The organism is Nocardioides sp. URHA0032 (assembly GCF_000620645.1).
In the GTDB taxonomy this organism is placed as follows: domain Bacteria; phylum Actinomycetota; class Actinomycetes; order Propionibacteriales; family Nocardioidaceae; genus Nocardioides.
On sequence record NZ_KK211160.1, the window covers coordinates 296,757 to 308,989 of the forward strand.

Sequence of the window (12,233 nt, forward strand, 5' to 3'; positions counted from 1 at the left end):
CTATCGAACCCTCAGCCCGCGTCGTCGTCGTGCTCGTAGACGTCGGGTACCCCGTCCCCGTCGCTGTCACGCTCCTCCTGCTCGCAGATCCGCCGGTACACCCGGTTCCGCGTGCGCAGCACCACGCTCGCGACGAGCACGGCGACCAGCGAGCCGACCAGGACGCCGACCTTCGTGGTGTCGTCCTCCGACGTGCCGTGCCCGAACGCGAGCTCGCCGATCAGCAGCGACACCGTGAACCCGACGCCCGCGAGGATCGCCATGCCGGTCACGTCGACCCAGCTCAGCTCGTCGTCGAGGTCGGCGCGGGTGAACGTCGACAGCAGCCAGGTGGATCCGGTGATGCCGATCGTCTTGCCCAGGACGAGGCCGCAGACGATGCCCAGCGCGAGCGGGTCCGTCAGCGCGTCGCGGAGCCCGGACAGGCCGCCGACGTCGACCCCGGCCGCGAAGAACGCGAAGACGGGTACGGCGATCCCCGCCGACACGGGGCGGACGACGTGCTCGATCCGGTCGGCCCGGCGCACCGGGACCGTGAAGCCGAGCAGCACACCGGCGACGGTCGCGTGCACGCCGGACTCGTGCACGAACGCCCATGCCAGCACCGCGAGCGGAACGAGCGCCCAGGCGCCGTACCCGCGCCGGACCAGCACGCCGAACGCGGCCAGCGGCAGGGCAGCCGCGAGCAGCCAGAGCAGGTGCAGCTGGTCGGTGTAGAAGAGCGCGATCACCGTGATCGCGAGCAGGTCGTCGACGACGGCGAGCGTGAGCAGGAAGGTGCGCAGCCCCGTCGGCAGGTGCGTGCTGATCACCGCGAGGACCGCCAGGGCGAACGCGATGTCGGTCGCGGTGGGGATGGCCCAGCCGACCAGGTTGTCGGTGCCGAGGTTCCAGAGCACGAAGACCAACGCGGGGACGACCATCCCACCCACCGCGGCGATCACCGGCAGTGCGGCACGCCGTGGATCGCGCAGGTCGCCGGCGACGAACTCGCGCTTGAGCTCGAGGCCGGCCACGAAGAAGAAGATCGCGAGCAGCCCGTCGGCCGCCCAGCCGCCGACGGTGAGGTCGAGGTGGAGGGCGTCCGGCCCCACCACGGTGTCGCGGATCCGGAAGTACGCGTCCTGCCACGCGCTGTTCGCCCACACGAGGGCGACGGCGGCTGCCGCGATCAGCAGCACGCCGCCGGTGGTCTCGGCGCGCAACACCTCCGCCGTGCGCGAGCTCTCGAGGAACGAGCCGCGCGTGAACAACCGGCGCTGCGGCGTGGACTGGCTCATGGTGCTCCTCGGGGTCGGCGAAGGACTGCCGACCAGACTTCCCGGCGCACCGGGAGCCACCCTACAAGCGCATCAGTCCTCGGCCTTGCCGGAGTCGATGCCCTCCGAGATCATGTCCATCACCGACGAGTCGGCCAGCGTGGTCACGTCACCGACCTCGCGGTGCTCGGCGACGTCCTTCAGCAGGCGGCGCATGATCTTGCCCGAGCGGGTCTTGGGGAGCTCGGGGACGATCATGATCTGGCGCGGGGTCGCGATCGGGCCGATCTCCTGGCGGACGTGCTTGCGGAGCTCGGCGACGATGTCCTCGCCGCCGTCGCCGGCCTCCTCGCGCAGGATCACGAAGGCGCACACGGCCTGGCCGGTGTCCTCGTCCTTGGCGCCGACGACCGCAGCCTCGGCGACCTTGGGGTGGGAGACGAGCGCGGACTCGATCTCGGTGGTCGAGAGCCGGTGGCCGGACACGTTCATCACGTCGTCCACGCGGCCCAGCACCCAGATGTCGCCGTCGTCGTCCTTCTTCGCTCCGTCCCCGGCGAAGTAGTAGCCCTGGTCCCTGAAGCGGGCCCAGTAGGTGTCGATGAAGCGCTCGTCGTCCCCCCAGATGGTGCGCAGCATCGAGGGCCACGGGGCGGTGAGCACGAGGTAGCCGCCCGACCCGTTGGGTACGGCGTCGCCGGCCTCGTTGACCACCTCGGCCGAGACGCCCGGGATGGGGGTCATCGCCGAGCCCGGCTTGCCGCGCGTGACGCCCGGCAGCGGGCTGATCATGATCATCCCGGTCTCGGTCTGCCACCAGGTGTCGACCACGGGGGTGCGGTCGCCGCCGATCACCTGGCGGTACCAGATGTAGGCCTCGGGGTTGATCGGCTCACCGACCGACCCGAGGATCCGCAGCGAGGACATGTCGTACCGGTCCGGGATCTCGCGGCCCTGCTTCATGAACGAGCGGATCGCGGTCGGCGCGGTGTAGAAGATCGTCACGCCGTAGTCCTGGATGATCTTCCACCAGCGGCCCCGCTCCGGACTGTCCGGCGTGCCCTCGTACATCACCTGCGTCGCGCCGTTCGCGAGCGGCCCGTAGACCATGTAGCTGTGGCCGGTGACCCAGCCGATGTCGGCGGAGCACCAGTAGACGTCGGTCTCGGGCTTGAGGTCGAAGACCGCCCAGTGCGTGTACGACGTGCCGGTCAGGTAGCCGCCGGTGGTGTGCAGGATGCCCTTGGGCTTCCCCGTCGTGCCCGAGGTGTACATGACGTAGAGCGGGTGCTCGGCGTCGAACGCCTCCGGCGTGTGCTCGGTAGAGGCCGCGTCGACCGCGTCGTGCCACCAGACGTCCACGTCGTCGTTCCACTCGACGTCCTGCCCGGTGCGCCGGACGACGAGCACCTTCTCGACGGTGTGGCCCTGCGCGGAGGACTTGGCGCGCGCCTCGTCGACCGCCGGCTTCAGCGCGGCCGCCGCGCCGCGGCGGTAGCCACCGTCGGAGGTGATGACCACCTTGGCCTGGCAGTCGACCAGGCGCGAGGAGAGCGCCTCGGAGGAGAACCCACCGAACACGACCGTGTGTGGGGCGCCGATCCGCGCGCAGGCCAGCATCGCGATCACGGCCTCGGCGATCATCGGCAGGTAGATCGCCACCCGGTCACCGGTGCCGACGCCGAGCTCGGTCAGCGCGTTGGCAGCCTTGCTGACCTCGTCCTTGAGCTCGGCGTAGGTCAGGTCGCGGGTGTCGTCCTCCGGCTCCCCGATCCAGTGCAGCGCCACCTTGTCGCCGCGGCCCGCCTCGACGTGCCGGTCCACGCAGTTGTACGACGCGTTGAGCCGGCCGCCGACGAACCACTTCGCGAACGGCCGGTCGTCCCAGTCCAGCACCCGGTCCCACTTCTCGTCCCAGGACAGGCGCTCGGCCTGCTCGGCCCAGAACGCCTCGGGGTCCTGAGCGGCCCGGTCGTAGGCCTCGGCCCGGAGGTTCGCGTGCTCGGCGATCTCCGCCGGCGGCTCGAACCGGCGGTCCTCCTTGAGCAGGTTGGAGAGGGTCTCTTCGCTCACGATCACTCCTCGATCGGGTAGGGACGAGGTGGCACCCGCCACACTAGTCAGCGAGTGGCGACGGGGAACACCTGACGCTTGTGGGTGAACGCGGTGACCCCGGCCAGCGAGGCGTACCAGGCGGCCAGGGCCGTGGCCACGCCGCACCAGCCGCCGATCTTGCTGATCGTCTCCGAGGTGGCGAAGTCGCCGATCGCGAGCAGGAGGAACGTGATCGTCAGCAGCACGAAGACCGCGAGCACCGCGCCGCTGACCCGGGTCGCCGCGATCGTCATGTACGCCGTGAAGATGCCCCACGCCAGCAGGTAGAGCCCCACGGTGTTGCTCACGTCGCCCTCCGGCGAGCCGGTGAGATCGGTGTGCCCGGTCAGCCACCAGAACGACACCCAGAAGGCGCCGTACGACGCGAACGCCGTCGCCCCGAAGGTGTTGCCCTTCGCGAACTCCCACATGCCGGCGGCGAACTGGGCGATCCCGCCGTAGGCGAGCGCGAGCCCGAACACCACCGGCTCGACCTTGAACAGGCCGGTGTTGACGAAGCTCAGGACGAACGTCGTGAGTGCGAACGCGGCGAGCCCGAGAGGCGCGGGGTCCGCGATGTAGGGGCCGCGGACGGGGACCGGGCTGGCTTCCTGGCTGGCTTCCTGGGTGGTCGTCATGGAGATCTCCTCACGCGTGGTTGCGGAGGATCGCCCGGTCGGCTCGCCCGAGGGTGGCCGCCCGAGGCGGTCCACGGCCGCCCGTACCCGATGGACCGGATCGACAAACTCGTGAGGCCGTGAGCGCGTGAGACCGAGCTGCCCTCGCGCCGGTCGGGCCCGGCGATCGAGCTGGCCGGCACCAGCTGGCGGTCAGCGGAAGTCGATGAGCAGCACGTCGGAGTCCGAGCCGTCGTCGGCGATGGGCTCCTCCGCGGTCTGCGGGGCCGGCTCCTGCCCGCGGTCGAGTGCGGTGGCGCGGAAGCAGCGGGTCTCGTACGGCAGCTGCATGCCGTCCATGCCGCGACCGTAGTCGTCGTAGAAGGCCACGATCTCGGCCAGCCGGTCCGCGCGCGCGTCCTCGTCGAGCACCGCGAGGGTCGAGCGCGACAGCGCGAGGTCCTGGATGGAGTCGCGGTCGACGACCTGCCAGTGCCGGAACGTCGTCTCCTCGACGGAGCCGAAGAATTCGTTCGTGGCCAGCACCTGGTCGCTGCGGTGGGTGTCCTGGTTGCCCAGCAGCACGCCGAGCCGGCGCACCCACGGGATCCGCTCGTCGCGCAGGTTCCACGTGACGGCCAGCCGGCCGCCCGGCCTGAGGACCCGGGCGATCTCCGGGAACGCCCGGTCGTGGTCGAACCAGTGGAATGCCTGGGCGACCACCACGACGTCGTACGACGCGTCCGGAGCGGGGATCTCCTCCGCCCCGGCCACCGAGGTGGGAACGTCGGGCAGCCGCTCGCGGAGCCGCTCCAGCATCTGCTCGTCGGGATCGGTCGCGTGCACGTCGTGGCCGAGCCCCACCAGCACCTCGGTGAGCTTGCCGGTGCCGGCGCCGAGCTCGAGGACCGTGGTCGGCTGCTCGCCGACCAGCCAGGCGGCCGCCTCGCGCGGGTAGGAGGGGCGGGCGCGGTCGTAGGCGTCCGCCACGGAGCCGAAGGAGCGGGAGGGATCGGTCATCGGACTCACCGTACCCGCCGATACGGTGGGATCTCGTGAGCACAGACCCGCTGTCCCGCCTGGCCTCCCTCGAGGGCGTGCCGTCGGCGTACGCCGCCGTTCGCGACGGGATCGACGTGATGCTGCGCGACCGCGGCCTGCGGCGTACCTCGCCCGAGACGACGATCGAGTCGCTGCTGCGCGGCGCCCACGCGAGCGGCGTGCTCGAGGGGTCGGCCGCCACGCTCGCCGAGGTGCGCGCGGGCGCGGGGGACGAGGTGACGCTCGACGCGGTGCGGGTCTCGACGGAGCTGCTGTCCCTGTCCCCGTCCCTGTCCCGGTCCCCGCTCCAGGCGCTGGCGCGGATCCACGCGCTGGCGGCCGCGGGGCTGCCCGAGGAGACGCGCGGCCGACCGCGCGACGGCGACGCCGCCGATCGGCTCCGCGGCGTCGGCGAGCTGCTGGTGCGGCCGACCGGGGCGCCGTCGCTGCTGGTGGCCGCGGTCGTGCACGCCGAGCTCGCGACCGCCGCGCCGTTCGGCTCGCACAACGGCATCGTCGCCCGCGCCGCCGAGCGGCTGGTGCTGGTCGCGCGCGGCGTCGACGAGAAGTCCCTGGTCGTCCCGGAGGCGGGGCACCTGGCGCTCCGGGCGGCGTACGAGTCCAACCTGCGGGGGTACGCCGAGGGCGGTCCGGCCGGCGTGCACTCCTGGCTGCTCTACGCCGCGGAGGCGTACGCGGCCGGCGCGGAGGCGAGCCCGCTGCGACGGGCAGCCGAGTAGCCGAGGTCTTCGGCTCAGTCGGTCTCGCGCGACGCGATCCGCGCCTTCGACGCGGCTGGGGTCATGGGCCTCGAGACGCGCCGTCGCGGCCTCCTGCGTCGGTCGCGGGCGCTCCTCGGCCTCCTCGCGCGACGCGACCCGCGCCTTCGGCGCGGCTCGCTGCGCTCGGACATGCGAACGGCACCCGGCGTTCGAGTTCGTTGGTCCGGGTGCCGCCGCTGACACGTGAATCCGTGGGCTACCAGGCGTGCATCATCAACTACTGCCCCGGGAGTATCCCGGTCCGGCAAGCGCCCTGTAGGAAGGGTAGATCGCCGCGTGGGTACCCGGCTCACGTGCTGCACTGTTGAGTTCTGCCACCCTGTCTACGCCTCTTCACCCAGACCTTCAAGGGGCCTCGAGGGGTTGACAGCCGGGCCACGTCTCTGCCGGTCGGCAGGTCCGGCAGGCAGAGGTCCGATGGGGTGACAGGGGCCGCCCAGCGTGCGGCTCGCGCCGCCGGCCTCCGGCAAGGTGGAAGGTTCCGGTGGTGGCTACACGTCGAGCCGGCGGCGGCGGGCGCTCGCCCAGAGGACGCCGCCCACGGCGACCATGCCGCCGACGGCGAGCGCGGCCAGGGTCGGGCCCGCCGGCGGCAGCGGGACCCGGGAGCGCAACGCGACCGGCTTGGTGAAGACCAGCACCGGCCAGCCCTTCTCCGCGGCGATCCGGCGCAGCTCCTTGTCGGGGTTCACCGCGTGCGCGTGACCGACCGCCTCGAGCATCGGGACGTCGGTGACCGAGTCGCTGTAGGCGTAGCTGTTCTCGAGGTCGTAGCCCTGCTGCGCGGCCAGCTCCTCGATCGCGCGTGCCTTCTCCGCGGCGTAGGCGTAGTACTCGATGCCGCCGGTGTACCGGCCGTCCTGGATCTCCATCCGGGTCGCGACCACGCGGTCGGCGCCGAGCATCGCGGCGATCGGCTCCACCACCTCGGCGCCGGACGCCGAGACGATGACGACGTCGCGGCCGGCGAGGTGGTGCTCCTCGATCAGCGACACCGCCTCGTCGTACACGAGCGGGTCGACGACGTTGTGCAGCGTGTCCGCGACGATCTCGCGGACGGTGGCGACGTCCCAGCCGGCGCACAGCTGGGACATGAACTGCCGCATCTTCTCCATCTGGTCGTGGTCCGCGCCGCCGACGAGGTAGACGAACTGCGCGTACGCCGAGCGGAGCACCGCGCGGCGCGAGATGAGGCCACCGGCCTGGAAGGGCTTGCTGAACGCGAGCGTGCTCGACTTCGCGATGACCGTCTTGTCGAGGTCGAAGAAGGCCGCGGTCGGGCGGAACGCCATGCGGCCATCGTAGGCGGTGGCGACCCACCTACTGTCCACAGGATCCGTCTGGAACGCCCTTGTCCACAAGGGCTCTCGGCTTCGGTGCGCCCGGTCTGCGTTCGCGGGAAGCATCGACGCATGACCGCACCCCTCGTTGTCACCCGTGACCAGGCCCTCCTCGACGAGCTGCTCCGCCTGGCCGCCGCGGCCGGCGTCACTCCCGACGTCGCCGCCGACGGCGGTGCCGCGCTGCGTGGCTGGACGGCCGCGCCGCTCGTGCTCGTCGGCTCGGACGTGGCCGAGGACCTGGCCCGCATCTGCCCGACCAGGCGGCCGCGCGTGTACGTCGTCGCGTGGGGCGTGGTGCCCGACGAGATGTTCCGCACCGCGCTCGCGGTGGGCGCCGAGAGCATCGCCCAGCTGCCGCGCTCGGAGGCGTGGCTGACCGAGCTGCTCACCGACCTCGGGGACCCGGGCGGCCCGTCGGCCGAGGGCCTGCTGGTCGGCGTGGTGGGCGGGAGCGGTGGTTCCGGGGCGACCACGTTCGCCTGCGCCCTCGGGCAGGTCGGGGCCCGGCGCGGGCGCGCGCTCGTCGTCGACGCGGACCCGCTCGGCCCCGGCCTCGACCGGGTGCTCGGGCTCGAGGACCGGGACGGCGTGCGGTGGGACGGGCTCTGCGACACCACCGGGAGGCTCAGTGCCCGGGCGTTGCGCGAGGCGTTGCCCCGGCGCGACGACCTGGGCGCGCTGACCTGGCGGGCCGGTGGTCCCGGCACCCTCCAGGCGTTCGCGGCGCGCGAGGTGCTCTCGGCGGCGCGGCGCGGCCACGACCTCGTGGTGGTCGACCTGCCGCGCACGCCCGACCCGCTGGTCGACGAGATCGCCGCCCGCTGCGACCGGCTGCTGGTCGTCGTGGTCCCCACGGTCGTCGGCGTGGCGTCGGCGGTTCGCACGTGCGCCCGGCACCGCGACCCGACCACCGTGCGGCTGGTCCTGCGAGGGACCGGCATCGACCCGCTGCAGGTGACCCGCGCGACCGGCGTGCCCGTGCTGGCGACGATGCCCGAGCAGCGCGGCCTCGACGAGGCGATCGACCTGGGGCTCGGCCCGGTCCGCTCCCGCCGGGGAGCGCTCGGCCGGACGGCCACGGCGGTGCTCGACCAGCTGTGCCTGCTGCGGGCGGCGGCGTGAGCACGCTGCCGCTGGACGACCTCGAGGCGGTCCGCGACCGGCTCGCCCGGAGCCCCGGCGAGCTCACCCCGCACCGGGTCGCGGAGGCGCTCCGCGAGAGCGGCCGACCGGTCGGCGACGCCACCGTGCTCGCGGTCTACGAGACGCTGCGCCGCGACGTGGTCGGCGCAGGGCCGCTCGAGCCGCTGCTCCGGACGCCGCACGTCACCGACGTGCTCGTGAACGGCCCCGACCACGTCTACCTCGACCGCGGTGCCGGACTCGAGCCGACCACGGTGCGGTTCCCGGACGAGGCGGCGGTGCGCCGCCTGGCCCAGCGGCTCGCCGCCCTCGGCGGCCGGAGGCTCGACGATGCCACGCCGTACGCCGACCTCAGGCTGCCGGACGGCACCCGCTTCCACGCCGTCCTGGCGCCGCTCGCGCGGCCCGGCACGCTGGTCTCGCTGCGCGTGCCACGGTCCCGCACGTTCACGGTCGACGAGCTGGTCGACGCCGGCACCCTCACCCCGGACACCGCCCGCCTGGTGCTCGCGGTCGTCGAGGCACGGCTCGCGTTCCTGGTCAGCGGGGGCACCGGGTCCGGCAAGACCACCCTGCTCGCCGCGCTGCTGTCCCGCGTGGCCGCTGACGAGCGGATCGTCGTGGTGGAGGACGCCAGCGAGCTCCGGCCGGACCACCCGCACGTCGTCGCCCTGGAGGGGCGACCCCCGAACATCGAGGGGGCCGGTGCCGTCGAGGTCCGCACCCTGGTCCGGCAGGCACTCCGGATGCGGCCGGACCGGCTGGTCGTCGGCGAGGTCCGCGGCGCCGAGGTCGTCGACCTCCTCGCCGCGCTCAACACCGGGCACGAGGGTGGCTGCGGGACCTTGCACGCCAACTCCGCCGTCGACGTGCCCGCCCGCGTCGAGGCGCTCGCGCTCGCGGCCGGGCTCGGACGGGACGCCGCGCACAGCCAGCTCGCCTCCGCCGTTCACGTCGTGCTGCACCTCGGGCGTGGTGCCGACGGCGTCCGCAGGCTCCGTCAGGTCGCCGTCCCCGATCGGCGGCCTGACGGTCTCGTCTCGATGGTGCCCGCGCTCGAGATCGACGACCGCGGCGTGGCGACCCCTGGACCGGCCGCCGCCGCACTCGCCGCCCGGGTCGATCGGTGACCGCCGTCGCCGCGACCAGCGCGGCGCTCGCCGTCCTCCTCCTGCTGCGACCGGTCCCTCGCACGGAGCCGCTCCGCGGACCGCGGCCGCTGCTGCTCGCCGTGCCGGCGCTCGTGCTCGTGGCCCTCGTCGTGCCCCGCCTCGGCGCCCTGGTCCTCGTGCTCACCGGCGCCGCGCTCGGTGGGCTGGGGCTGTGGCGGCGGCGCCGACGACGACGCGAGGCCTCCCTGGTCGCGGGCCACGTGCTGGAGACCTGCGAGCTGCTCGCGGGGGAGCTCGCCGCCGGACGACCGCCGGGCGCTGCTCTCGACCGTGCGGCGACGGCCTGGCCGCCGCTGGGGCCGGTCGCGGAGGCGTTCCGGGTCGGTGCCGACGTGCCGTCGGCGCTCCGGGCGCTCGGAGACGGGCTGGACGGCGCCCGCGACCTGCGAGTGGTCGCGGGCGCCTGGCAGGTCGCGCACCGCACCGGTCAGGGACTCGCCTCCGCCGTCGACCGGGTCGCCGACACCCTGCGCGCCGCCGCCGCGACCCGGCGGCTGGTCGAGGGAGAGCTCGCGTCGGCGCGGGCCACCGCGCGACTGGTCGCGGGCCTGCCCGTCCTCGCCCTGCTGATGGGCACCGGCGCCGGCGGGGACCCGTGGGGGTTCCTGCTGCGCAGCCCGGCAGGCCTCGCCTGCCTGGCCGGTGGTCTCGCCTTCGGCCTGGCCGGGCTGTGGTGGATCGAGGCGATCGCGGCCGAGGTCGAGGACCGGTCGTGACCACCTGGGTCCCGGTCGCGGCCGCGGCCGCGGCGGCGGCGCTGGCGCTCCCGGTCCGGCCGGTCCTCCGGCACCGGGTTGCAGCGGCACCGCCGTCCCCGGCGGTCGGGTGGTTGCACCGGCACCGGCTGGTCTGGAGCGCGCTGGCCGGCCTGGGTGCCTTCCTCTTCCTCCAGGGCCCGGCCGCGCCGGCGGTGGGAGTGGCCGCGGCGGTCGGCACCTGGGTCGCGGTCGGCCGGGCCGAGCCGGCCGACGTCCGCCGACGCCGGGCCGAGGTCCGGCGGGACCTGCCGCACGTGGTCGACCTGTTCGCCGCCACGCTGCGCGGCGGTGCCGCGCCCGGCGACGGGGTGGCCGTGGTGTCAGCGGCGTTGCCCGGCGCGGCGGCCGACCGGCTGGGCACCGTGGCGGCCCGGCTGTCCCTCGGCCTGGACCCGGTCCAGGTCTGGGAAGGCCTCGCGGAGGACCCGGACCTCGGCCGGCTCGGTCGCGCGCTCGCCCGCGCCCAGGCCTCGGGGGCGCCGGTGGTTACGGCGGTGGAACGGCTCGCCGACGACCTGGCGAGGTCGGCTCGTGCCGAGACCGAGGAACGCGCCCGCGCCGTCGGCGTGAAGGCGGCACTGCCGCTCGGGCTGTGCCTGCTGCCCGCGTTCCTGCTGGTCGGGATCGTGCCCCTCGTCGTCGCCCTCCTGAGCGCGCTCGACCTTGGATGACAGCCCACCTCCCGTCCACCGCGACCGCGGCGACGGCGGACTCCACAGCAGGGCCGGCAACCAGGGCGAACGGTCCCCGCGATCGCGGAGGGTCGACCCGTCGGCCGCACCGAGCGGTCGGGATCGGAGACCCAGATGACCCACCCCCTTCGCCACCACCGTCACAACCGCCGCAGCCGTCGCGAGCAATGCGGCATCACCACCGCGGAGTACGCCGTCGGCACCGCAGCCGGCGCGGGGCTCGCCGGCCTGCTCTACAAGCTGCTGACCGGCGGGTTCGGTGACCAGCTCCTCAAGACCCTGTTCGATCACGTGCTCGGGCTGCTGGGCATCGGATGACCCGGCCGGCCCGGCACTCCGACCGGGGCGCCGCGACCGCCGAGCTGGCGATGGTGCTGCCGCTGCTGATCGCGGTCACCCTCGGCCTGGTCTGGCTGCTCGCGGTCGGCGCCGCGCAGGTCCGCGCCGTCGACGCCGCCCGGGAGACCGCCCGCGCGGCCGCCCGGGGTGACGCGGTGGCCGAGGCCGTGGCCCGTGGCGAGCGGGTCGCCCCGGAGGGCAGCCGGGTCAGCGTCCACGACGACGGCGACCAGGTGACCGCCGTCGTCGTGGGCCGGGTCTCCGGCCCGGGCGGGCTGTTCGGACGGCTGCCCGGTGTCACCGTCAGCGCCCAGGCGGTGGCGGCCGTGGAGGACTCGTCGCCGTGAGGGGCGAGCGGGGATCGGCCACCCTGTTCGCGGTCGCGTGCCTGGCGGTGTTGATCCTGCTCGGCGCCGCGCTCGGCGTCGTCACGGCGATGGTCCGCGCCCACCGGGCCGCGCAGTCGGCGGCCGACCTCGCGGCGCTCGCGGTCGCCGATGCGGTCGGCACCGGCCGCGACCCGTGCTCCGCCGGAGCGGTGGTCGCGGCGGCGAACGACGCCCGGCTGGTCGCCTGCGACCTGGTCGGCCGCGACGCCACGGTGACGGTGACGGTGGGCGGCCCGCACTGGCTCGGCCAGGTCGCCGACCTCTCCGCCGACGCCCGCGCCGGGCCCGCCTGACTAGAAGGAGCGCTCCTCGCGGTCCTGCTCGTCCTTGCGCTCCTCGGCCTCGCGTCGCTCGAGCTTCTCGTGGAGCTCGTTGAGCTGCTTGCTCTCGCGGCGCTGGCGGAGGGTGCGCTTGGTGCCCCACTTGGAGAACCCGAAGCCCCACACGATCGCGAGGCCGGCGCCGAGGCCGACGAAGAACATCGCCGTCGCACTGAGGTCCACGCCGAACAGCTCGGTCGAGCCGTCGGCGGTGAACAGCGCGCCCACGACGGCGACCGCACCGACACCCATCAGCAGCAATCCGAGGACGACCATGGCCGGAC

At 74.1% G+C, this 12,233-nt stretch carries 14 protein-coding genes; 8 read left to right on the forward strand and 6 right to left on the reverse strand.

Features of this window, described 5'->3' with window-relative positions:
* Positions 1 to 11 precede the first annotated feature (11 nt).
* The 4 genes from nhaA to N538_RS0119520 all read right to left on the reverse strand — a co-directional run bounded on the left by nhaA (position 12) and on the right by N538_RS0119520 (position 4,990).
* Positions 12 to 1,280 (reverse strand): Na+/H+ antiporter NhaA, encoded by a 1,269-nt coding sequence (gene nhaA / locus N538_RS0119505; protein WP_028638692.1) that lies wholly within the window; start codon positions 1,278 to 1,280, stop codon positions 12 to 14.
* A gap of 72 nt (positions 1,281 to 1,352) precedes the next feature.
* Positions 1,353 to 3,332, reverse strand: coding sequence for an acetate--CoA ligase (acs, locus tag N538_RS0119510; RefSeq protein ID WP_028638693.1), 1,980 nt, complete (start codon positions 3,330 to 3,332; stop codon positions 1,353 to 1,355).
* A gap of 47 nt (positions 3,333 to 3,379) precedes the next feature.
* A complete protein-coding gene (locus tag N538_RS26345) occupies positions 3,380 to 3,991 on the reverse strand; it encodes an acetate uptake transporter (protein WP_036571337.1) in 612 nt (203 codons plus the stop codon).
* 192 nt (positions 3,992 to 4,183) lie between these two features.
* Complete coding sequence (locus tag N538_RS0119520; RefSeq protein ID WP_028638694.1) at positions 4,184 to 4,990, reverse strand: class I SAM-dependent methyltransferase; 807 nt, start codon at positions 4,988 to 4,990, stop codon at positions 4,184 to 4,186.
* Between the two features lie 35 nt (positions 4,991 to 5,025).
* Here N538_RS0119520 and N538_RS0119525 point away from each other — a divergent pair, with 35 nt between their 5' ends.
* The gene (locus tag N538_RS0119525; RefSeq protein ID WP_028638695.1) at positions 5,026 to 5,751 is read left to right on the forward strand and encodes a hypothetical protein; all 726 of its coding nucleotides are present in this window, start codon (positions 5,026 to 5,028) and stop codon (positions 5,749 to 5,751) included.
* A 533-nt stretch (positions 5,752 to 6,284) separates the two neighbouring features.
* Here the strand turns inward: N538_RS0119525 and N538_RS0119530 are convergent.
* A complete protein-coding gene (locus tag N538_RS0119530; protein ID WP_028638696.1) occupies positions 6,285 to 7,085 on the reverse strand; it encodes an HAD family hydrolase in 801 nt (266 codons plus the stop codon).
* A gap of 120 nt (positions 7,086 to 7,205) precedes the next feature.
* On the opposite strand from N538_RS0119530, the gene ssd reads away from it, so the two are divergent.
* The 7 genes from ssd to N538_RS0119565 all read left to right on the forward strand — a co-directional run bounded on the left by ssd (position 7,206) and on the right by N538_RS0119565 (position 11,922).
* Positions 7,206 to 8,258 (forward strand): septum site-determining protein Ssd, encoded by a 1,053-nt coding sequence (gene ssd, locus N538_RS0119535; protein ID WP_028638697.1) that lies wholly within the window; start codon positions 7,206 to 7,208, stop codon positions 8,256 to 8,258.
* Positions 8,255 to 9,409 (forward strand): TadA family conjugal transfer-associated ATPase, encoded by a 1,155-nt coding sequence (locus N538_RS26350; RefSeq protein ID WP_036571541.1) that lies wholly within the window; start codon positions 8,255 to 8,257, stop codon positions 9,407 to 9,409. Before ssd ends, N538_RS26350 begins: the two co-directional genes overlap by 4 nt.
* Positions 9,406 to 10,167, forward strand: coding sequence for a type II secretion system F family protein (locus tag N538_RS26355; protein ID WP_051549457.1), 762 nt, complete (start codon positions 9,406 to 9,408; stop codon positions 10,165 to 10,167). Before N538_RS26350 ends, N538_RS26355 begins: the two co-directional genes overlap by 4 nt.
* Complete coding sequence (locus tag N538_RS0119550; protein ID WP_028638698.1) at positions 10,164 to 10,880, forward strand: type II secretion system F family protein; 717 nt, start codon at positions 10,164 to 10,166, stop codon at positions 10,878 to 10,880. The genes N538_RS26355 and N538_RS0119550 overlap by 4 nt, the downstream gene beginning before the upstream one ends.
* A 135-nt stretch (positions 10,881 to 11,015) precedes the next feature.
* Positions 11,016 to 11,219 (forward strand): DUF4244 domain-containing protein, encoded by a 204-nt coding sequence (locus N538_RS0119555; protein ID WP_028638699.1) that lies wholly within the window; start codon positions 11,016 to 11,018, stop codon positions 11,217 to 11,219.
* Positions 11,216 to 11,587, forward strand: a complete 372-nt coding sequence (locus N538_RS0119560) for a TadE family type IV pilus minor pilin (protein ID WP_028638700.1) — start codon at positions 11,216 to 11,218, stop codon at positions 11,585 to 11,587. Before N538_RS0119555 ends, N538_RS0119560 begins: the two co-directional genes overlap by 4 nt.
* Positions 11,584 to 11,922 (forward strand): Rv3654c family TadE-like protein, encoded by a 339-nt coding sequence (locus N538_RS0119565; RefSeq protein WP_028638701.1) that lies wholly within the window; start codon positions 11,584 to 11,586, stop codon positions 11,920 to 11,922. Before N538_RS0119560 ends, N538_RS0119565 begins: the two co-directional genes overlap by 4 nt.
* Here N538_RS0119565 and N538_RS0119570 read toward each other — a convergent pair whose 3' ends face one another.
* Positions 11,923 to 12,225: a hypothetical protein gene (locus N538_RS0119570; RefSeq protein ID WP_028638702.1), complete on the reverse strand. Its 303-nt coding sequence runs from the start codon at positions 12,223 to 12,225 to the stop codon at positions 11,923 to 11,925. It lies immediately after the preceding gene.
* Positions 12,226 to 12,233 lie beyond the last annotated feature (8 nt).

Coding starts and splice junctions, on each gene's coding strand:
- N538_RS26345 (WP_036571337.1), bottom strand. CDS start 3,991: ATGACGACCACCCAGGAAGCCAGCCAGGAAGCCAGCCCGGTCCCCGTC.
- N538_RS0119570 (WP_028638702.1), bottom strand. CDS start 12,225: ATGGTCGTCCTCGGATTGCTGCTGATGGGTGTCGGTGCGGTCGCCGTC.
- ssd (WP_028638697.1), top strand. CDS start 7,206: ATGACCGCACCCCTCGTTGTCACCCGTGACCAGGCCCTCCTCGACGAG.
- N538_RS0119520 (WP_028638694.1), bottom strand. CDS start 4,990: ATGACCGATCCCTCCCGCTCCTTCGGCTCCGTGGCGGACGCCTACGAC.
- N538_RS0119555 (WP_028638699.1), top strand. CDS start 11,016: ATGACCCACCCCCTTCGCCACCACCGTCACAACCGCCGCAGCCGTCGC.
- N538_RS0119530 (WP_028638696.1), bottom strand. CDS start 7,085: ATGGCGTTCCGCCCGACCGCGGCCTTCTTCGACCTCGACAAGACGGTC.
- nhaA (WP_028638692.1), bottom strand. CDS start 1,280: ATGAGCCAGTCCACGCCGCAGCGCCGGTTGTTCACGCGCGGCTCGTTC.
- N538_RS0119560 (WP_028638700.1), top strand. CDS start 11,216: ATGACCCGGCCGGCCCGGCACTCCGACCGGGGCGCCGCGACCGCCGAG.